The sequence below is a fragment of the Actinophytocola oryzae genome (genome assembly GCF_004364325.1).
Lineage (GTDB): Bacteria > Actinomycetota > Actinomycetes > Mycobacteriales > Pseudonocardiaceae > Actinophytocola > Actinophytocola oryzae.
In genome coordinates, this window is sequence record NZ_SOCP01000006.1 from 126492 (window position 1) to 145285 (window position 18794).

An 18794-nucleotide genomic window follows, 5' to 3' on the forward strand; every position below is an offset into this window, starting at 1 on the left:
TGGACAACCCGGTGTCAGCGGGACTTCACACCGTCAGGCGGTCCCGGAAGGTTTCCCTCGTCGTCAGGAACGCGAAGAACAGGCCGATGAGCAACGCGGCCCTGCCCCAGACCCCCACCATGACCGCCTGGGCCGACAGCCCGTCGAAGATCCCGCCGTGCTTGCCGTAGAAGATCTCGTAGTACCAGCGGAAGATGCCGATCCCCATCGCGAGGTCGGCCGCCAGGTACGCCACGATCCAACCCCACCGCACCCGCAGCAGGACGAACATCGGGATCAGCCACAGCGTGTACTGCGGTGAGTGGACCTTGTGCAGCAGCAGGAACCCGCACAGCATCGCCGCGGACACCGGCACCCAGGGATAGGTGCCCTCCTTCTGGTACCGCACCCAGCCGACCGCGCACGCGGCGACGAACGAGAGCAGCATCAGCAGCGGCGACAGCACGCCGATCAGCTCCTGTACCGGCACGTTGTCCGGGTCGGAGTCCGGCCGGAACCCCCAGAACCAGATCGAGTTCGTGGTGATGTCGGCCTTGCGCAGCAGCTGGAACGTGAACGAGGCGCGCCAGCCCTCGAAGCCGGCAACCATGAACGGCACGTTCACCGCGACGGCCGTGCCGAGCGCGACCCCGGCCACGCGCAGCGCGCCGCGCCAGTCGGGCCCTCGCCTGCCGCCGAACTCGGCGCCGTCCCTGCCTCCCGTCAGCACGTACAGCATCAACGGCAACGCGAAGATCGCCGGGTAGACCTTGAACGCGAAACCCAGCCCCAGCAGTACCGCCGCGACCGTCGCCCTGGTCAGCAGCGGTCTTTCGGCGCCGCGCGACCCCCAGCCGTGGTGCACGACGTAGAACGCCGCCGTCGCGCACAGCACCACCGGGAGCTCCCAGTTGTGGAACGCGTACAGGATCAACGGCGTGCCGATGGCCCACAGCAGCGCCCGCCAGCCGGACATGCGGCCGAGCAGCCACGCGGTGGCGAGGCCGAACGGGGCGAGCAGCAGCGCCGAGTACAACAGGAAGTCCGCGTCGGTGTGCGCGAACAGCGCCGACGCCCAGATGAACACGCCGGTCAGCACCGGGTACTCGACGACGCCGCCGACCGGCTGGCCGTCGTCGGTCAGTTTGCCGTGCACGTACGGGAACACGTGCCGGTCGATGTCCCTGCCGATCCAGAGGGTCTGGATGTCCGAGTAGCAGACGTCCCGGTAGCGGCGCTCGTCGAAGTCCGGCTGGCTGCGGCCCCACTTGTCGAACTGGGGGCCGGTGCACCGGTCCTTGTTGACGAACCCCAGGACGAGCGTGATCCCGCACAGCACGGTCAGCACGATCAGACCGAGCGAGGTGAGGCGGACGCCGACGCCCGGCCGGCCAGGCGTGCCGGTGTCGCCGTCCCCCTGGGCGCCCACCTCCTCGGGCACGTCCTCTCCTGACCTCGGTTGCGACTCGGGTGCCGCCGCCGCACCGGCAGGCACGATGCTCACCGTCCCGTTGCCTCACGCAGGAACGCGATGTCGTCGGCCTGCCCGTCCGCCGGCGTCTCCACCACGACGGGCGCCCCTGCCTCGGCCACCACCGCGGCGAGCTGCTCGGCGTCGATCATGCCAGTCGCGATGTTGTCGTGCCTGTCCCTCGACGACCCGAACTCGTCACGCGAGCTGTTCAGGTGCACGAGGTCGATGCGGCCGGTAATGCCCTTCACCCGTTCGACGATGCCCACCAGGTCCTCGCCCGCGGCGAACGCGTGGCAGGTGTCCAGGCAGAACCCCGCGTCGAACTCGCCGACCGCGTCCCACAGGCGGGCCAGCATGTCGAACCTGCGGGCCATGGCGTTGTCGCCGCCCGCGGTGTTCTCGATCAGGATCGGCAGCGGGAAGCCACCCGCCTCGGCCTGCCTCGAGAAGAACTTGCGCCAGTTCTCGAGGCCCGCCGCCGGGTCCTCGCCCTGGGTGACGTGGCCGCCGTGCACGATCAGGCCCTTCGCCCCCGACTTGGCCGCCGACTCCGCGTACTGGGTGACCGTCTTGCGGGACGGGATCCGGATACGGTTGTTCGTCGACGCGATGTTCACCGGGTACGGCGAGTGGACGAACACGTCGATGCCCGCCTCGCGCAGCGCGTCGGCCTGCGGGTGTGGCTGCTGGGCCTTCCAGCTCTGCGGGTCACCGAGGAAGAACTGCACGACGTCCGCGTTCCGCTCACGCGCGGCGCCGAGTGGGTCGTCGCTGTGGATGTGGGCGCCGATGCTCATGGCCCGCGAGCGTAGTCGGCCGGGCCGGGGTGAGGATGGAGTGTCCGGTGAACCTCCCTGGTTGCGCCGGATGGCCGAATCCGTACGCACTCGGCGACCAATCGCCCTGGTCACCGTCACCAACCCGGGTTAACGTCGTTGAATAGTGTGTTACCGCCGAGTAAGGGGGAGGCAGATGCGCCGGCGTGTGAAGAGCTTCGTCTCAGCGGTCGCCCTTGTCTTCGGCGTGTCCGCGATGACCCTCCTCGCAGGCGGCGGCTCCGCCAGCGCGGCCGAGCCGATCGTCGTCGGCGACTGCGCGGCCAGCGTCCAGGGCGTTCCCGGCCAGCCGGTGTCACTCGCGCCGGGCGCCGTGCTCGGCGTCGTGACCGACATCGTGCGTGCCGTTCCCATCCTGGGTCCTCCGATCGCTGGTGAGGCGAACAAGGCCATCGCCGCGCTGCCTCCCATCCCGATCGGCGCGGTCCCCATCGGCACCGGCTACATCACCGGCGGCACGATCGCGACCGCCGTCAACGCACAGCTCGCGAAGATCCCGGTGCTCGGCGGCGTGCTGAGCCTGATCGTCGGCACCGTGCAGACGACGTTGACGAACCTCTGCGGCGTGACCGTGACCGGCGTGAACGCGGCGGCCGCACCCGTGCAGGACGGCGCGGGCGCCGTGGCCGACTCCTCGGAGGAGGCCGTCGGACGCGTCCTGCCGGGGGTTCCTGGCGGCGGGGGCACGGGCGGCACACCCGGCACCAACCCGGGGACGAACCCGGGCACCGGGCCGAGCGGTGGCGGTGGCACGCCGGCACCCAACCAGCCGGTCACCGGCGGCCTCTCCGACCTCGGCCTGCAGCTCTACCAGCCGGGTCTGTGGGACTTCGGCCGCTCGCCGATGGCCGACTACTCGAACATCCCGTTCGCGCGGGCCGGCATGTGGGCGCCCTCACCCGGTGTCCGCTACGGCGGCGGCGTGCCCGGGTACTCGCCGGAGTTCGGCGTCGTCGGCGACACGCTTCCCGACGACGGCGTGTCCGTGGCGGGTGCCGCCGAGGCGTTGCGCCCGCCCGAGAACCAGCGCGTGGAGTTCCCCGTGCTGCTCGCCGTGCTGGCACTGTCCGGCGTGACCGCGTCGCTGGTCCGCACGTGGGTGCTGCGCAGGGCACCTCAGGTCACCATGTAGCCTGATCGGCGCAAGACCCCTCCTGCCACGGAGAGTCCGTGGCCGCAGAGTCCACAGGAGGTGAGTGGTCTTCATGCGTCATTACGAGGTAATGGTCATCCTCGACCCCACTCTCGACGAGCGCACCGTCCAGCCGACGCTGGACAGCTTCCTCAACGTGATCCGTACCTCCGGCGGCAACGTCGAGAAGGTAGAGGTCTGGGGCAAGCGTCGCCTCTCGTTCGAGATCAAGAAGCACACCGAGGGCATCTACGCCGTGCTCGATGTGAACTCCGAGCCAGACGCGGTCAAGGAGCTCGACCGCCAGCTGGGGCTCCAGGAGACCGTGCTGCGGACCAAGGTCCTGCGGCGCGACTCCGTTGGTGCCTGACACCTGGAGGTAACGACATGGCAGGCGACACGGTCATCACCGTCATCGGCAACCTGACCGCCGACCCCGAGCTGCGGTTCACGCAGTCCGGCGCCGCGGTGGCCAACTTCACGATCGCGTCCACGCCCCGCACCCTCGACCGGGCCTCCGGCGAGTGGAAGGACGGCGAGGCCCTCTTCCTGCGGTGCAACATCTGGCGGCAGGCGGCCGAGAACGTGGCGGAGTCCCTCACCAGGGGCGCGCGCGTGATCGTGTCCGGCCGGCTCAAGCAGCGGTCCTTCGAGACCCGTGAGGGCGAGAAGCGGACCGTCGTGGAGCTGGAGGTCGACGAGATCGGCCCCTCGCTGCGGTACGCCACCGCGAAGATCAACAAGGTGGCTCGCGGGAGCGGCGGCGGTGGAGGCGGTGGCTACGGCGGCGGTAACGGCGGCGGCGGCGCCCCGGCCGACGACCCGTGGGGCTCGGCCCCGCCTGCCGGCTCCGGCGGCGGGTTCTCCGACGAGCCACCCTTCTGATCAACGAAGCTTCGGGATATTTGAGGAGTAAGACCAGTGGCCAAGCCACCCATTCGCAAGCCCAAGAAGAAGGTTTGCGTGTTCTGCAAGGCGGAGAAGAAGGCGAAGTCGAAGTCCGACCTTCAGGACATCGACTACAAGGACACCACGCTGCTGCGGAAGTACATCTCCGACCGCGGCAAGATCCGTGCCCGCCGGGTCACCGGCAACTGCAGCCAGCACCAGCGTGACGTCGCCATCGCGGTGAAGAACGCGCGTGAGATGGCTCTGCTGCCCTACACCTCGACCGCGCGCTGATCTGAGGAGTCACGATGAAGCTCATCCTCACCGCTGATGTGACGGGCCTCGGTGGGCCCGGCGACATCGTCGAGGTCAAGGACGGCTACGGCCGCAACTACCTGCTGCCCAACAAGCTCGCGATCGCCGCTTCGAAGGGCGCCGAGAAGCAGGTGCAGACCATCCGTCGCGCACAGCAGGCCCGCGCCATCCGCGGCCTCGACCACGCGAACGAGGTCAAGGCGGCCATCGAGAAGGTGGCCCCGGTGAAGCTGAAGGCCAAGGCGGCGGCCGGTTCCGGCAAGCTGTTCGGCTCGGTCACCACGGCCGACGTCGTGTCGGCCGTCAAGGCGGCAGGCGGCCCGGTGCTGGACAAGCGGGCGATCGAGATGCCGGGTCACATCAAGACCGTCGGCAAGCACTCGGTCAACGTCCGGCTGCACCCGGACGTCACCGTCGCGGTCAAGCTCGAGGTCACGGCCAGCTGACCGTCTTCCCGCGATGATAGACGGAGAGTAACTGTTTTCGCGTCAGCCCCGTGTCGGGTCAACGAACCCGGCCGGGGCTGACCGGTCTTACCTGGCCCTGGTCGCGCGACACGCCGAAGACGTGTCACCTGCCGACACGCCGGTCGAATCCAGGTTCGTTCTTCCACAACCTGCACACAGCCCCTGATCTGGGGTTTCTTTGGCGACGGCGCGATCTGTCCCCAGGTTATCCACATGTGCGCCGACGGCCTGTGACTGGGTGCCGCAAGCTGTCCACAGATCTGTCCACCGGGGTGTTTGCGCGGACCCGTCCGGCGCTCTAGGTTCCGCTTGGTTCGCTCGCTCTGCGTGCACGCACCCGAGCGCTTGCTGTCGCCGCCACGGGTGCTTATCGTTGAGGTTCGAACATATGTTCGGGGAACAGAGGGGGCAGTTCGGTGGCTCTGACCGATGACCGTGCGTCCACAGCGGGTCCGGATGGCGGCAACGGATTCGACCGGCAGCCCCCACAGGACCTGACCGCGGAACAGAGCGTCCTCGGCGGCATGATGCTGTCGAAGGACGCGATCGCGGACGTGGTCGAGGTGCTGCGCCCCGGCGACTTCTACCGGCCGGCGCACCAGCTGGTCTACGACTGCGTCCTGGACCTGTACAGCCGAGGCGAACCGGCCGACGCGGTGACCGTGGCCGCGGAGCTGGACCGCAGGGGCGAGCTGCGCAGGGTGGGCGGCGCACCGTACCTGCACACCCTGATCGCGACGGTGCCGACGGCCGCGAACGCCAGCTTCTACGCGGAGATCGTCGCGGAGAAGGCAACGCTGCGCCGCCTGGTGGAGGCCGGTACGCGGATCGTGCAGATGGGTTACGCGGGCGCCGAGGGCGCGGACATCAACGAGATCGTCGACCGCGCCCAGTCGTCGATCTACGAAGTCACCGAACGCCGCATGAGCGAGGACTACGTGGCCCTGGAGGAGCTCCTCCAGCCCACGATGGACGAGATCGACGCGATCGCCTCCCGAGGCGGCACGTCACTGGGTGTCCCCACGGGCTTCGCCGACTTCGAGGCAGTCACCAACGGCCTGCACCCCGGCCAGATGATCATCATCGCGGCCCGGCCGGGCATTGGTAAGTCGACCCTGGGACTGGACTTCGCCAGGTCGTGCTCCATCGCGCACCGGATGACCAGTGTCATCTTCTCCCTGGAGATGAGCAGGACCGAGATCGTGATGCGCATGCTCTCGGCGGAGGCGAAGATCCGCCTGCAGGACATGCGCGGCGGCCGGATGACCGACGACGACTGGACCCGCCTCGCGCGCCGGATGAGCGAGGTCAGCGAGGCTCCCCTGTTCGTTGACGACTCCCCGAACATGACGATGATGGAGATCCGCGCGAAGGCGAGGCGGCTCAAGCAGCGCCACGACCTGAAGCTGATCGTGGTCGACTACATGCAGCTGATGACGTCCGGTAAGCGTGTGGAGTCCCGCCAGCAGGAAGTCTCGGAGTTCTCCCGGCAGCTCAAGCTGCTGGCGAAGGAGCTCGAAGTCCCGGTGATCGCGATCAGCCAGCTGAACCGTGGTCCGGAACAACGCACCGACAAGCGCCCGATGCTGGCCGACCTCCGCGAGTCCGGCTCCCTGGAGCAGGACGCCGACATGGTCATCCTCATCCACCGCCCGGACGCCTTCGAACGCGACGACCCCCGAGCGGGCGAGGCCGACCTGATCCTGGCCAAGCACCGTGCCGGCCCCACCGCCACGGTGACCGTCGCCCACCAGCTCCACTACAGCCGCTTCGCGGACCTGGCCCAGGCCTGACTTCTTCCCGCCGGGTCGCCTACCGTGGGGGCATGGCTGATCGGCGCGCCTCGGTCGGGCGTGTGCAGGCGTACCTCGGCAGATGTGGTGCCGCCGAGGTCATCGCCAACCGGGAGCGGTTCGGGGGTGTGACGCTCCAGGGGCTGCACGGGTTGGGGGTCGCCGCGCGGTTGGCGCGGATCGGGGAGCTGCGTGGCGTCGATCTCGACCCGGCGGCCTACCTCGCGCGGGGGCGGGTCAAGGCGCCGGTCGTCGAGGGGCAGCTCGGGTTCGACCTCGATCTCCCGGTCTTCGACTGGGTCACCGCGCAGGCCGAGCTGGGGTTGCCGGTGGTGCGCACCGCCGGTCCGCGCCTGCGGGTGGGGGATCTCGACGGGCTCAGGGCCGAGCTGCACCGGGACTACGCCGTGCCCGTGTCCGTGACGCTCGTGCTGGACGGCGGGTGGCTCGGGTCCCGGCACAGCGGGGTTCTCGCCGAGCAGTTGCGGGCGGCCGACCGGGACGTGTCCCTCGTGCTCGGCGCGCCCTTCGACCCCGTCGACTCCTCCTACAAGGTGCAGGGGTTGCAGCGGGTCCTTCGCTGGAGTGCCCGTACCGGGCGGCGGCTGGAGCTGCTCAGGACCGGACCGATCGGGATTCCCGCCGTCGCGGCCGGCGCCAAGGTCGCCGCCATCGGGTTGTCCAGCTCCACGCGGCATCTCGGCGGTCCCGTCGCCAGGCGGGCGGACGGCGCGAAGCCCAAGCGGAGCCCGCAGGTCTTCGTGCCCAAGCTGCTCCACTGGCAGCGCGGCGTGGATCTTCGCGGTACCGAGGTGACCCGCTGCGGTTGCCCCGCCTGCGCCAGGGCCGGCAACGGATTGCAGCGGTTCGGCGTCTCGTTCGACTCCTCGGTGCCCGCCGCGGTCAGGAACGCCGCCCAGGAGCACGACTCACACGCACTCGCCGACGTGGTGCGGTCCTTCACAGGGGCGACCGATCCCAGGGACCAGCTCTCCAGGATGCGGCGCGACGCGCAGGAGTTGGCCGACGCCATCGGTATGCCGGTGCCGAAGTGGCTCGCCAACTGGGAGTGAGTGCGGACAGGGAAAGGGCCCGGGGAGCGTGCTCCCCGGGCCCACACTGTCACTCGGTCAGCCGACCGGGTTGCTCGTGAAGAGGTTCGCCAGCGCGGCGCGGGTCGAGTCGAGTGTCGAGACCTCGCCTCGGGGGTTCGACCTGTGGCCGATGGGCAGGTTGGCAGCGACCGGGATCGCGTCGACCGCGGGGATGGCCGGCAGCAGTGTCGTGACCTCGGCGGGTAGCACGGGGAAGGCGTTCGTCACGTCGGTGGAGTTGCCGTACGAGGCGTGACTGGGCAGCGACCGCTCCTGGCGACCGAGACCCACGGTGCCCGAGCTGATGAGCGGCAGCGACGACACGAGCTGGCTCAGGTTCGGCGTGGGCAGCGGCAGATCGCGCTGCCCACCCAGACCACCCGAGTTGACCAACGGCAGCGACGACACCAGCTCACCCAGGTCCGGCGTGTGCACGGGCAGGTCACGCTGCCCACCCAGACCACCCGAGTTGACCAACGGCAGCGACGACACCAGCTCACCCAGGTCCGGCGTGTGCACGGGCAGGTCACGCTGCCCACCCAGACCACCCGAGTTGACCAACGGCAGCGACGACACCAGCTCACCCAGGTCCGGCGTGTGCACGGGCAGGTCACGCTGCCCGCCCACTCCACTCGAGTTGACCAGCGGCAGCGACGACACCACCTGTCCCACGTTCGGCGTGGTCACCGGCACACCCTGTGGCCCGGTCACCTGTGACACGACACCGAACACGTTGGCAGGCAGCCCTGCGCCTCCGAAGAGCGGGAGTGCGGCCGACGTCCGGCTGGGCTTGGGCGCCAGGACCTGCTTGTTCACGATGCCCGACACGTCCTGGACCGCGGTCTGGACGAGCGGACGCGCCACGCTGCCCGGGAAGCCCGAGAGCACACCGCCGAACCCACCGCGCGCGGGCATGTCGGACACGGAGCGCGCGCCCGGCGTGATCGTCGGGATCGTGGTCGGGGCGAGGATGCCGGTGTTCGGCAGGTTGATGTTCGACTCGCCCTCGACGGGCTGGGCGACGGTGTTCGTGAACGACTGCGTCATGGACTGCGCGAGCAGCGCGCCGGGCACGTCGAACAGCGCGCTGTCGGTGAGGGCGTGTGTCGACGGGAGCAGGGCGGTCAGCGAGTCGGCGCTGGTGCCGTTCGTGAGGGGCGCGGGCAACGTGGTGGCGACCGGCTGGGTGACCGGGCCGACCGGAACGTCGACCAGGGTGCCGGAGAACGCGCCCGAGTCGCCGAGGAGGTCATCTCCTCGGCCGACGACGCCGTCCGCGCGACCGCTCATGATGCCGCCCACCTTCGAGTCGAGTGCGTCGACCGCGGCCTGCTTGACGTCGGTGAGCCCGCCGACACCACTGTCGAAGAACTCGAACGGCTGCGCGACCGGGGTCTGCGAGACCTTGTGCGCGGTCTTCGTCAACATCGAGGTGGCGTTGCCGACGGTGGCGAGCGGGTCAGCGAACAGGGAGTCCAGGCCGATCGACGTGCCGTTCATGGTGGCGCCGGTCAGCAGACCGTCGCCGCGTGAGCCGAAGTCACCCGAGGTGGCGGCGCCGAACGCGTCGTTGGCCAGCCGGGTTGCGTCGGTGGGGTCGCCTGCGACGGTCAGCTGGTGGCCGTTGGCCGACAGGTAGTGGTTGTTGTCGTCGTCCCTGGCGGTGTTGCCGTCGACCGCGATGCCGTTGCCGGAGAAGTCGATCGGCGCTGCCTGGTCACGGGCGTCCGAGGTGGTCGGCGCGGTCAGGTCGGATGGGGTCAACATGGCGTCCTCGAGGACGGTCTGGCTGTCGGCCACCGTGCCGGCGGCGCTCTGGCCGAAGTGGACGGGGACGGGGACGGCTCCATCGAGCGTGGACGGCGGTGCGTCCGGGTTGACGTCCTCGTCGGCAGAGGCGATGCCGGTACCCAGCATCAACAAACCACCGGTAACTAGCGCGGTGCGGAGACCTCGCTTGGCCCAGGTTTGCATCGTCAGATGCTCCTTTCGGTAATCCCATTTGGGGGTTTGGCGGGTGGCCGGACGCGAGAAGGCGCGCGCGTCGGGGCATCGGCCACCCAGGTTTCGGTGGCGGGGGAGAGCCCGCGGGGGCGAAAGGCGCGACACCGCGAAGAAAGATCGACACGGTGCTTGGACCGCACGGCACTCGGTGAGTGCCGATGGCGGTCGCGCCGGTCAGTGATCAGTCAGGAACGACGCCCGGCTGGGCGTGGGGGCGGCCGGAGATGGCCGAGTCAGCCGTCGTGGCGGTGCCATCGGCGGCGAGGTCCACGTACCGGTCCTGGCGGGACACGGCCGTGAACAGGTGCGAGTCGCCGCCGTTGGCGGACGAGCTGAAGTTGCCCATGGTGGGCACACCGGCAGGGGCGAACGGCAGGGGAGCCGGCCAGTCCGGCATGCCGGGGGCGGTCGACTCGGCCGGTGCGGGGGACCCGCGCCTGCTCATGCCGTACGCGAGGGAGCGGTCCTTGGCCTTGTTCGGCACGAGTGAGTCGACCGCGACGCCGGGCGCGACCTGGGTCGCGCCCGGCGCGGGTGCCGGTGCCGTCGGGAGATCGGACCGGCCGAGGCCGTCGAGCGGGGTCATGTGCCGCTCGTCGTCGACGCACAGGGACGTCTCGCACGACGGCAGGTTCAGGAGACTCTGGCCGGCCTGCGTGTCGAGGCTTTCGGCCGCGCCCTCGACCGTGTCGCCGAGGCCGCCGAGCACGTTCGCCGGTGTGGACAGCGGGTCCTGCAGCTGCTCCACCACCGCCTCGGACGTGTTCCGCAGCGGCTCGGTGACCGGCGCGGTGAGCACTCCCACCACGCCCGGCACGTCGGTCGCGGGGACCTCGGTGTCGGCGGACGCGGTGGTCGAGGACAGGCACCAGGCGAGCGCGGTACCGGCGGCCATGCCGCCGAGCACCGTCAACGACCGGCAGACCAGGCGCCGCGCGAACGCGGCGGCGGTCTGCGGCACGTTGCTGCTCGCCTGAGTCACTGGACCTCGCTGGGTAGGGGGTGGGCCGTGATGAACACCGAGCGATCGAACGATCACACTCGGTCCGGTCCGGTCGTGCAGCGAGACACTTTCATCCCCGACCCCCGCGACGCACCCCGGAAGCGGACAGTCCGCCCGATCGAGTGACCAACACAGCGTGCAACCAGCGGTCACGAGGGGTAGTCACCACCGCATATGGGACAGATGGGCTCCCCAATTGTCCGAGTCGATGGATACCGTCTGTACGTGACCACGAAACCCGACGACAACGCCTCGCCGACCCCCGGAAGACGCCGCCGTCCCGCACCCGACGACGTGACCAACCTGGTGCCGACCGGCCTGCGGGTCAGTGCCGCGCTCGCGTGGCGGTTCATGGTGGTCATCGCCGCGCTGTACGTGGTGATGTGGCTCGCGGGCTACTTCTCGCACATCATGGTGCCGATCGCGATCGCGCTGCTGCTCGCCGCGCTGATGGCGCCCGGTGTCGAGCGGCTGGTGAAGTGGGGGGTGCCCCGGGGCATCTCGGCGCTGCTGGTGATGATCGCCGGCATCGCCGTGGTCGGCGGCCTGCTCACGTTCGTGATCATCCAGTTCATCGACGGTCTGCCCGACCTGCAGAAACAGGTGTCGGACTCCCTCGCCCAGATCCAGGACTGGCTCAACGACGGGCCGTTGCACATCGACGAGGGCCAGATCAAGGACTTCGTCAACAACATCATCGACACCATCCAGGAGAACCAGTCCGCGATCACCCAGGGCGCGATCACCACCGCGACCACGATCGGCGAGATCCTGACCGGCCTGCTGCTGACCGTGTTCGTGCTGATCTTCTTCCTGTACGACGGCGCGGGCATCTGGCGGTTCGTGACCCGCGGCGTGCCGGAGCGGGTGCGCGAGCGGGTGGACGTGGCCGGGCGGCGCGGGTTCGGCGCACTGGTGAGCTACGTGCGGGCGACCGCCGCGGTGGCGCTGGTCGACGCGGTCGGCATCGGCGTCGGGCTCGCGATCGTGGGGGTGCCGCTGGTGATCCCGCTCTCCGCGCTGGTGTTCCTCTCGGCGTTCGTGCCGATCATCGGTGCGGTGCTCGCGGGCACGGTCGCGGTGTTGATCACACTCGTGGCCAACGGGTTCATCCAGGCGCTGATCGTGCTGGCGATCGTGATCGCCGTGATGCAGCTCGAGGGCCACGTGCTGCAGCCGTGGCTGCTGGGTCGCGCCGTGCGGCTGCACCCGCTGGCCGTGGTCCTCGCCATCGCGGCCGGGTTGATCGCGGCGGGCATCGCGGGTGCGCTGCTCTCGGTGCCGCTGCTCGCGGTGCTGAACGCCGGGATCAAGTCGCTGGTGCACGACGACGACGTCGAGCCGGGACAGATCGACGTCATGCACCAGAGCGACAAGAGCATCGACGACGGCGAGCCGGACACGAAGGCGACCTGGGAAACACCGTGATCGTCAGGCCGGCGGAGGACCCGACGCTCCCGCTGTGGCGGGCGGCGGTGATCCTGCGGGTCCTGACCCTGCTGTTCGCGCTCGGCGTGATCTTCAACCACCGCGAGGAGTACGCCCGGCCGGGGCTCGGGTTCGCCATGGCCGGCGTGATGGTCGCCTGGACAGCCGCGATCACCTATCGGTACCTGCGCCCGACCGGGCGGAACCTGCTCGCGTTCTCGGTGGTCGACCTGGTGGTCTGCTGCGGTGTGATGACGTCGTCGTGGTGGGTCCTCACCTCGGCGCAGCTGCACGACCCGACGGTGCCGCTGGTCCCGACCGTGTGGGTCACCGGCGTGGTCGCGGCCGGCGCGATCCGGGGTGGCGCGGTCGGTGGCAGTGTCTTCGGCGGCGTGGTCGCCGCGTTCAACTACGGGGTGCGTGGCTACGTCGACACCGACCTGACCCGCGACCTGCTGCTGCTCGTCGGCATCGGGTTCGTGCTCGGCCTGGCCGCGACCTCGCTGCGCCGAGCCGCCGCGGCGCTCGCCGAGGCGCTGCGGGTCGAGGCGGCGACCGCCGAGCGCGAACGGTTGGCCAGGTCCATCCACGACAGCGTGCTCCAGGTGCTCGCCAGGGTCCGCAGGCGAGGTGCCGAGCTGGGCGGCGAGGCCGAGGAGCTGGCGAAGCTCGCCGGTGCGCAGGAGGTCGCGCTGCGGGCGCTGGTGTCGAGCGCGCCCGCGGCGAGCGAGGACGGCATGGCGGACCTCGCCGCACGGCTGAAGGTCCTGGAGACCGACCGGGTCTCGGTGTCCGCGCCCGCCACACCGGTACTCGTGCCCGCCGTGATGGCGACGGAGCTAACGGCGGCGGTGCGGGAGACGCTCACCAATGTGGAGAAGCACGCTGGGGACGGCGCGAAGGCGTGGGTGCTGCTGGAGGACCTGGGGCCGGAGATCGTGGTCAGCGTCCGCGACGACGGCGTCGGCATCCCGGCAGGCCGGGTCGCCGAGGCCGAGCGGGAGGGACGGATGGGTGTCGCGAAGTCGCTGACCGGCCGGATCGCGGACCTCGGCGGGACCGTCTCCCTGGAGACCGCCCCCGGTGAGGGGACCGAGTGGGAGCTACGGGTGAACCGATGATCTCCGTGATGGTCGTGGACGACCACCCCATCTGGCGGGACGGGGTGGCCAGGGACCTGTCCGAGCGCGGCTTCGACGTGCGGGCGACCGCGGCCGACGCACACGCCGCGATGCGGATCGCACGCACCGTGCGGCCGGACGTCGTGTTGATGGACCTCAACCTCGGCGGGGCCTCCGGCGTGACGGCGACCGGCAACATCACCACCGAGCTGCCCGAGACGCGGGTGCTCGTGCTGTCGGCGTCCGGCGAGCACGCCGACGTCCTCGAGGCGGTGAAGGCGGGCGCGTCCGGGTACCTGCTCAAGTCCTCGTCGGTCGAGGAGCTGGTGAACGCGGTGACCAGGACCGCGGCCGGCGACGCCGTGTTCACCCCGGGGCTCGCGGGCCTGGTGCTCGGTGAGTACCGGCGGATGGCCGCGGAGCCCGAGCCCAGGGACCTGCCGAGGCTCACCGACCGGGAGACCGACGTGCTCCGGCTCGTCGCGAAGGGCATGACCGCGCGGCAGATCGCGAAGAGGCTCGTGCTCTCGCACCGGACGGTCGAGAACCACGTGCAGTCGACGTTGCGCAAGCTGCAGCTGCACAACCGGGTCGAGCTGGCCCGATACGCCATCGAGCACGGCCTCGACGCCGAACCGGATAGCCAACCGCAATAAGCTGGCTGTCATGCATGACCCGCGTGTTCTCCTCGACCCGGCGACCGACGCGGTGCGCAAGCTGGCGCGCCGCGGCTTCAACCTCGACCTGCCCGCGCTGGACAAGCTGTTCTCCCAGCGCACGGCGTTGGTCGGGCAGGCCGACGAGTCCCGCGCGGAGTCCAACCGGCTGGCCAGGGAGGTCGGCGCGGCGGCCAAGCGCGGCGAGGACGTGACGGAGCCGCGCGAGCGGGCCAAGTCGGTCAAGGCGCGGGTCCAGGAGCTGGAGGAGCAGCACCGGCAGGTGTCGGCCGAGCTGGAGGAGTTCCTGCTCGGCGTCCCGAACCTGCCGAGCGACGAGCTGCCGGACGGCAACAGCGACGAGGACGCGGAGCTGGTCCGCACCTGGGGCGAGCCGCCCGCCTTCGACTTCGACCCCGCCGACCACGTGTCGATCGGCGAGCGGCTTGGCATCTTCGACTTCCAGCGCGCCACCAAGCTGTCCGGCCCCCGGTTCAGCGTGACGCGCGGCGCTGGTGCCCGGCTGGAGCGCGCGATCGCCGCGTTCCTGATCGAGCTGCACACCGAGCAGCACGGCTACACCGAGTTCAACGTGCCCGTGATCGTCAACCGGCAGACCATGACCGGCACCGGGCAGCTGCCGAAGTTCGAGAGCGACCTGTTCCGCACCGGTGTCGCCGAGCGGGAGCTGTTCCTGATCCCGACGGCCGAGGTGCCGCTGACCAACCTGCACGCGGGCGAGATCCTCGCCACCGAGGACCTCCCGTTCGCCTACACCGCCAACACGGCGTGCTTCCGCTCGGAGGCAGGCTCGTACGGCAAGGACACGAAGGGCCTGATCCGGCTGCACCAGTTCCAGAAGGTGGAGCTGGTCCGGTTCTGCACCCCGGAGCGGGCGGACGCCGAGTTCGAGCTGCTGCTGTCCCACGCTGAGAACGCCCTCAAGGAGCTGGGCCTGGCCTACCGGGTCGTGAAGCTCGCGGCGGGCGACATCGGCTTCTCGGCCGAGCGCACCTACGACATCGAGGTGTGGCTGCCCGGCCAGCAGCGCTACCGGGAGATCTCGAGCGTGTCCGACTTCGGCACGTTCCAGGCCCGCCGCGCCGGCATCCGTACCAAGGCCAAGGACGGCACCCGAGGGCTCGCCAACACCCTGAACGGCTCCGGGCTGCCGATCGGCAGGACGATGGTGGCGATCCTGGAGCAGAACCAGCAGGAGGACGGCTCGGTCGTGCTGCCGCCCGCGCTGGTTCCGTATGCCCGCTTCAAGCGCATCAACCCGGACGGCACACTGGGAGAGTGAGCATGCTTATGGCCGAACAACCGGCACCTGTTGACCCACGCGAGCTGCGTGTCTCCGACGCGGAACGGTCCCATGTGGTCAACCTGCTGCAGAAGGCGATCGGCCATGGGCTGCTGTCCCTGGACGAGTTCACCGAGCGCACGGACGTGGCGCTGGCCGCCAAGACCCGGGGCGAGCTGAACACCGTGCTCGTCGACCTGCCGGGGCTGACGCACAAGGACCCCACCGCGCCCGCCCACACGCCGCCGGTGGAGCTGCGCGCCAACATGTCGACGATCAACCGGCAGGGCAGTTGGCGGGTGCCCCGCGAGCTGATCATCCGCAACCGGCTCGGCTCGACCAAGCTGGACTTCTCCGAGGCCGAGATCAGCCACGCGGAGGTCCGGATCACGTTGGACGTGAGCGGGGGCTCGGTGAAGATGCTGTTACCGGCGGGGTCCTCTGTCGACACCAACGACGTACAGGTCGTGGCAGGCAGCGTGAAGGACCGCGTCGGCGGGACGAACGGGCGGCCGAGGTTCATCATCACGGGGAGGATCACGGCCGGGTCGCTCAAGATCCGACGGGCTGGTTACGTCCGGATCGGCAACCTCGTGATCCGCTCGCCGTGGAAGATGGGCATGGCATCGGACTAGGACCCAGCCCTCGGATCCTTGGTGTGAGGTCCGCGTCCGCCCAACAGGTACCTCAGGGGAACGTGGCGGCACTCAGCCACAATCCACCTCGATGCCCGCGGCTGCGTCGGGACGTGAACAACACACAGAATTCGGGGAGGCGGTCTGGTGAAGGCTCTGGTCAAGGCGGTTCAGGGTCCAGGGCTCGAGCTCACCGAGGTGCCTCGGCCGGCACCCGGACCGGGTGACGTGCTGGCGCGGGTGCTGCGTACCGGTATCTGCGGCACCGACCTGCACATCGACGCCTGGGACGAGTGGGCGGCGAACACGATCAAGGCGCCGCTGGTGGTCGGGCACGAGTTCGTCGGCGAGGTCGTCGAGGTCGGCGCCGCGGTCACGAAGGTGAAGCCGGGTGACCTCGTCAGCGGCGAGGGTCACCTGATCTGCGGGATGTGCCGCAACTGCCGGGCAGGCAGGCGCCACCTGTGTGCGAACACCATCGGGCTCGGCGTGCACACGGACGGCGCGTTCGCCGAGTACGCCGTGCTGCCCGAGCAGAACGCGTGGGTGCACAACTACCCGGTCGACCTGGACGTGGCCGCGATCTTCGACCCGTTCGGCAACGCGGTCCACACGGCGCTGCAGTTCCCCGTGCTCGGCGAGGACGTGCTGATCACCGGCGCCGGCCCGATCGGGCTGATGGCCGCGGCGGTCGCCAGGCACGCCGGGGCACGCCATGTGGTGATCACCGACGTGAGCGAGGCGCGGCTGGAGCTGGCCCACAAGATGGGCGTGAACCTCGCGCTGGACGTCTCCGGCACGAGGATCTCGGACGTCTACGGCCAGCTGCGCATGACCGAGGGCTTCGACATCGGCATGGAGATGTCCGGGCAGCCGTCGGCCCTGCGCGACATGATCGCGAACATGACCCACGGCGGCCGGATCGCGATGCTGGGCCTGCCCGCGTCGGAGATCCCCATCGACTGGTCGAACGTCGTGCTCAAGATGCTGACGATCAAGGGCATCTACGGCCGTGAGATGTTCGAGACCTGGTACGCGATGTCGGTCCTGCTGCAGGCGGGGCTGGACATCTCGCCGGTGATCACCCACCGGTTCCACCACACCGACCACGCCGAGGCGTTCGCCATCGCACGCGAGGGCCGCTGCGGCAAGGTCATCTTGGACTGGACAGAGGGGATGGCCTGAATGTTCGGCGCGATGCGGGACAACCTGCGCATGGAGATCGAGGAGATCCGCGCGGCGGGCCTGTACAAGGCGGAGCGGGTCATCTCGACCCCGCAGAACGCCTCGGTCCGGGTCGGCGCCGGCGAGGACGTCCTGAACTTCTGCGCCAACAACTACCTCGGTCTCGCCGACCACCCCGTCCTGATCGCCGCGGCCAAGGAGGCGCTGGACGAGTGGGGCTTCGGCATGGCGTCGGTGCGGTTCATCTGCGGGACGCAGGAGCCGCACAAGGCCCTGGAGTCGAGGCTGTCGGAGTTCCTCGGCACCGAGGACACGATCCTGTACGGCTCGTGCTTCGACGCGAACGCGGGCCTGTTCGAGACCCTGCTCGGCCCGGACGACGCGGTGATCTCCGACGAGCTGAACCACGCGTCGGTGATCGACGGCATCCGGCTGTGCAAGGCCTCGCGGCTGCGCTACCGGAACCGCGACATGGCGGACCTGGAGCGGCAGCTGAAGGAGGCGGCGGGTGCCCGCTACCGCCTGATCGCGACCGACGGCGTGTTCTCCATGGACGGCTACCTGGCGCCGCTTGACGAGATCTGCGCGCTGGCCGACCGCCACGACGCACTGGTGATGGTCGACGACTCACACGCCGTGGGCTTCGTCGGCCCGACCGGCCGAGGCACGCCGGAGCTGTTCGGCGTGACCGACCGGGTGGACGTCGTGACCGGCACGCTCGGCAAGGCACTCGGCGGCGCGAGCGGCGGCTACACGTCCGGGCGCGCGGAGATCGTCGAGCTGCTTCGGCAGCGGTCGCGGCCGTACCTGTTCTCGAACTCGGTCGCGCCGTCGATCGTCGGCGCAGCGCTGGCCGGGCTGGAGCTGCTGTCGTCGTCGAGCGAGCTCCTGTCCCGCCTGCGGGCGAACACGGCGCTGTTCCGTTCGAGGATGACCGAGGCGGGCTTCGACCTGCTGCCAGGCGAGCACCCGATCATCCCGGTCATGATCGGCGACGCCGCGCAGGCGGGCAGGCTGGCGGACCTGCTGCTGGAGCGGGGCGTGTACGTGATCGGCTTCTCGTACCCGGTCGTGCCGCACGGCAAGGCCCGCATCCGGACCCAGATGTCGGCGGCGCACTCCACGGCGGACGTCGAGCGCGCGGTGGCGGCGTTCGTGGACGCCCGCGCCGCGATGTGAGCTTCGTCGCGTCATAACCGATGCGGTCCGGCGTTCCTGAGACATGTCAGCTGGGGGTCCGGAGTGGTTATCGGTCACGATGGTGGACGTCGTCCAGTGGGACGAGGCCGGCCCGCACCGCGCGAGGTGCCAGGTCGGTCTGGTGCGCATGCCGGACACGGGTGAGGTCCAGCTGGCCAGCCAGGTGGTGGGCAGTCAGCTCTACGTCTTCCCGCCCCACTCGGCCGCCAGGATGATCGGTGCCCTGCGTGAGGGTCTCGGTTCGCTGTGAGTGATCATCTGAATACGACATTGGGGATTTC

General features: G+C 69.8%; 19 protein-coding genes. 15 read left to right on the forward strand and 4 right to left on the reverse strand.

The genetic code is table 11. The features are described from left to right. Nucleotides 1-25: 25 nt before the first annotated feature. Nucleotides 26-1420, reverse strand: a complete 1395-nt coding sequence (locus CLV71_RS18370; RefSeq protein WP_341771606.1) for a glycosyltransferase family 87 protein — start codon at nt 1418-1420, stop codon at nt 26-28. A gap of 59 nt (nt 1421-1479) precedes the next feature. Beyond that, entirely contained in the window at nt 1480-2250 is a 771-nt protein-coding gene (locus CLV71_RS18375; protein WP_133904024.1) for a deoxyribonuclease IV, read from the reverse strand. Between the two features lie 175 nt (nt 2251-2425). Between CLV71_RS18375 and CLV71_RS18380 the strand changes: the two genes are divergently transcribed. From CLV71_RS18380 to CLV71_RS18410, 7 genes are all read left to right on the forward strand, one after another. Then, nucleotides 2426-3421 (forward strand): hypothetical protein, encoded by a 996-nt coding sequence (locus CLV71_RS18380; RefSeq protein WP_133904025.1) that lies wholly within the window; start codon nt 2426-2428, stop codon nt 3419-3421. A 73-nt stretch (nt 3422-3494) separates the two neighbouring features. After that, on the forward strand, nt 3495-3791 hold the full coding sequence (gene rpsF, locus CLV71_RS18385; RefSeq protein WP_133904026.1) for a 30S ribosomal protein S6: 297 nt from the start codon (nt 3495-3497) through the stop codon (nt 3789-3791). A gap of 17 nt (nt 3792-3808) precedes the next feature. Then, nucleotides 3809-4306 carry a single-stranded DNA-binding protein gene (locus CLV71_RS18390; RefSeq protein ID WP_133904027.1) on the forward strand — a complete coding sequence of 166 codons (498 nt, stop codon included), beginning with the start codon at nt 3809-3811 and terminating at the stop codon, nt 4304-4306. Nucleotides 4307-4342: 36 nt separating this feature from the next. Continuing rightward, nucleotides 4343-4603: a 30S ribosomal protein S18 gene (gene rpsR, locus CLV71_RS18395; RefSeq protein ID WP_133904028.1), complete on the forward strand. Its 261-nt coding sequence runs from the start codon at nt 4343-4345 to the stop codon at nt 4601-4603. 14 nt (nt 4604-4617) lie between these two features. Beyond that, nucleotides 4618-5070, forward strand: a complete 453-nt coding sequence (gene rplI / locus CLV71_RS18400) for a 50S ribosomal protein L9 (protein ID WP_133904029.1) — start codon at nt 4618-4620, stop codon at nt 5068-5070. Nucleotides 5071-5507: 437 nt separating this feature from the next. Next, nucleotides 5508-6884 carry a replicative DNA helicase gene (gene dnaB / locus CLV71_RS18405; protein WP_133904030.1) on the forward strand — a complete coding sequence of 459 codons (1377 nt, stop codon included), beginning with the start codon at nt 5508-5510 and terminating at the stop codon, nt 6882-6884. 32 nt (nt 6885-6916) lie between these two features. Continuing rightward, nucleotides 6917-7957, forward strand: coding sequence for a hypothetical protein (locus tag CLV71_RS18410; protein WP_133904031.1), 1041 nt, complete (start codon nt 6917-6919; stop codon nt 7955-7957). Between the two features lie 57 nt (nt 7958-8014). On the opposite strand, the gene CLV71_RS18415 is transcribed toward CLV71_RS18410, so the two are convergent. Together CLV71_RS18415 and CLV71_RS18420 are read right to left on the reverse strand one after the other, a co-directional pair. After that, nucleotides 8015-9895 (reverse strand): hypothetical protein, encoded by a 1881-nt coding sequence (locus tag CLV71_RS18415; protein WP_166664142.1) that lies wholly within the window; start codon nt 9893-9895, stop codon nt 8015-8017. A gap of 268 nt (nt 9896-10163) precedes the next feature. Then, nucleotides 10164-10964 carry a hypothetical protein gene (locus CLV71_RS18420; protein ID WP_133904033.1) on the reverse strand — a complete coding sequence of 267 codons (801 nt, stop codon included), beginning with the start codon at nt 10962-10964 and terminating at the stop codon, nt 10164-10166. 315 nt (nt 10965-11279) lie between these two features. On the opposite strand from CLV71_RS18420, the gene CLV71_RS18425 reads away from it, so the two are divergent. The 8 genes from CLV71_RS18425 (at nt 11280) to CLV71_RS18460 (ending at nt 18763) form a co-directional block, all read left to right on the forward strand. Then, entirely contained in the window at nt 11280-12413 is a 1134-nt protein-coding gene (locus CLV71_RS18425; RefSeq protein ID WP_243866594.1) for an AI-2E family transporter, read from the forward strand. Further along, nucleotides 12410-13534, forward strand: coding sequence for a MacS family sensor histidine kinase (gene macS / locus CLV71_RS18430; RefSeq protein ID WP_133904035.1), 1125 nt, complete (start codon nt 12410-12412; stop codon nt 13532-13534). Before CLV71_RS18425 ends, macS begins: the two co-directional genes overlap by 4 nt. After that, entirely contained in the window at nt 13531-14190 is a 660-nt protein-coding gene (locus CLV71_RS18435) for a response regulator (protein ID WP_133904036.1), read from the forward strand. The genes macS and CLV71_RS18435 overlap by 4 nt, the downstream gene beginning before the upstream one ends. Nucleotides 14191-14200: 10 nt before the next feature. Continuing rightward, nucleotides 14201-15493 carry a serine--tRNA ligase gene (gene serS, locus CLV71_RS18440; RefSeq protein WP_133904037.1) on the forward strand — a complete coding sequence of 431 codons (1293 nt, stop codon included), beginning with the start codon at nt 14201-14203 and terminating at the stop codon, nt 15491-15493. 2 nt (nt 15494-15495) lie between these two features. Then, nucleotides 15496-16128, forward strand: a complete 633-nt coding sequence (locus tag CLV71_RS18445; protein WP_133904328.1) for a DUF1707 SHOCT-like domain-containing protein — start codon at nt 15496-15498, stop codon at nt 16126-16128. Between the two features lie 147 nt (nt 16129-16275). Further along, nucleotides 16276-17313: an L-threonine 3-dehydrogenase gene (gene tdh, locus CLV71_RS18450; protein WP_133904038.1), complete on the forward strand. Its 1038-nt coding sequence runs from the start codon at nt 16276-16278 to the stop codon at nt 17311-17313. Next, nucleotides 17314-18492: a glycine C-acetyltransferase gene (locus tag CLV71_RS18455; RefSeq protein WP_133904039.1), complete on the forward strand. Its 1179-nt coding sequence runs from the start codon at nt 17314-17316 to the stop codon at nt 18490-18492. A 79-nt stretch (nt 18493-18571) separates the two neighbouring features. Continuing rightward, complete coding sequence (locus tag CLV71_RS18460) at nt 18572-18763, forward strand: hypothetical protein (RefSeq protein ID WP_133904040.1); 192 nt, start codon at nt 18572-18574, stop codon at nt 18761-18763. The last annotated feature ends 31 nt before the right edge of the window (nt 18764-18794 follow it).

Coding starts and splice junctions, on each gene's coding strand:
- serS (WP_133904037.1), top strand. CDS start 14,201: ATGCATGACCCGCGTGTTCTCCTCGACCCGGCGACCGACGCGGTGCGC.
- CLV71_RS18435 (WP_133904036.1), top strand. CDS start 13,531: ATGATCTCCGTGATGGTCGTGGACGACCACCCCATCTGGCGGGACGGG.
- CLV71_RS18375 (WP_133904024.1), bottom strand. CDS start 2,250: ATGAGCATCGGCGCCCACATCCACAGCGACGACCCACTCGGCGCCGCG.
- CLV71_RS18380 (WP_133904025.1), top strand. CDS start 2,426: ATGCGCCGGCGTGTGAAGAGCTTCGTCTCAGCGGTCGCCCTTGTCTTC.
- CLV71_RS18390 (WP_133904027.1), top strand. CDS start 3,809: ATGGCAGGCGACACGGTCATCACCGTCATCGGCAACCTGACCGCCGAC.
- rpsF (WP_133904026.1), top strand. CDS start 3,495: ATGCGTCATTACGAGGTAATGGTCATCCTCGACCCCACTCTCGACGAG.
- CLV71_RS18455 (WP_133904039.1), top strand. CDS start 17,314: ATGTTCGGCGCGATGCGGGACAACCTGCGCATGGAGATCGAGGAGATC.
- CLV71_RS18410 (WP_133904031.1), top strand. CDS start 6,917: ATGGCTGATCGGCGCGCCTCGGTCGGGCGTGTGCAGGCGTACCTCGGC.
- CLV71_RS18460 (WP_133904040.1), top strand. CDS start 18,572: ATGGTGGACGTCGTCCAGTGGGACGAGGCCGGCCCGCACCGCGCGAGG.
- CLV71_RS18415 (WP_166664142.1), bottom strand. CDS start 9,895: ATGCTGGGTACCGGCATCGCCTCTGCCGACGAGGACGTCAACCCGGAC.
- rplI (WP_133904029.1), top strand. CDS start 4,618: ATGAAGCTCATCCTCACCGCTGATGTGACGGGCCTCGGTGGGCCCGGC.
- CLV71_RS18445 (WP_133904328.1), top strand. CDS start 15,496: ATGCTTATGGCCGAACAACCGGCACCTGTTGACCCACGCGAGCTGCGT.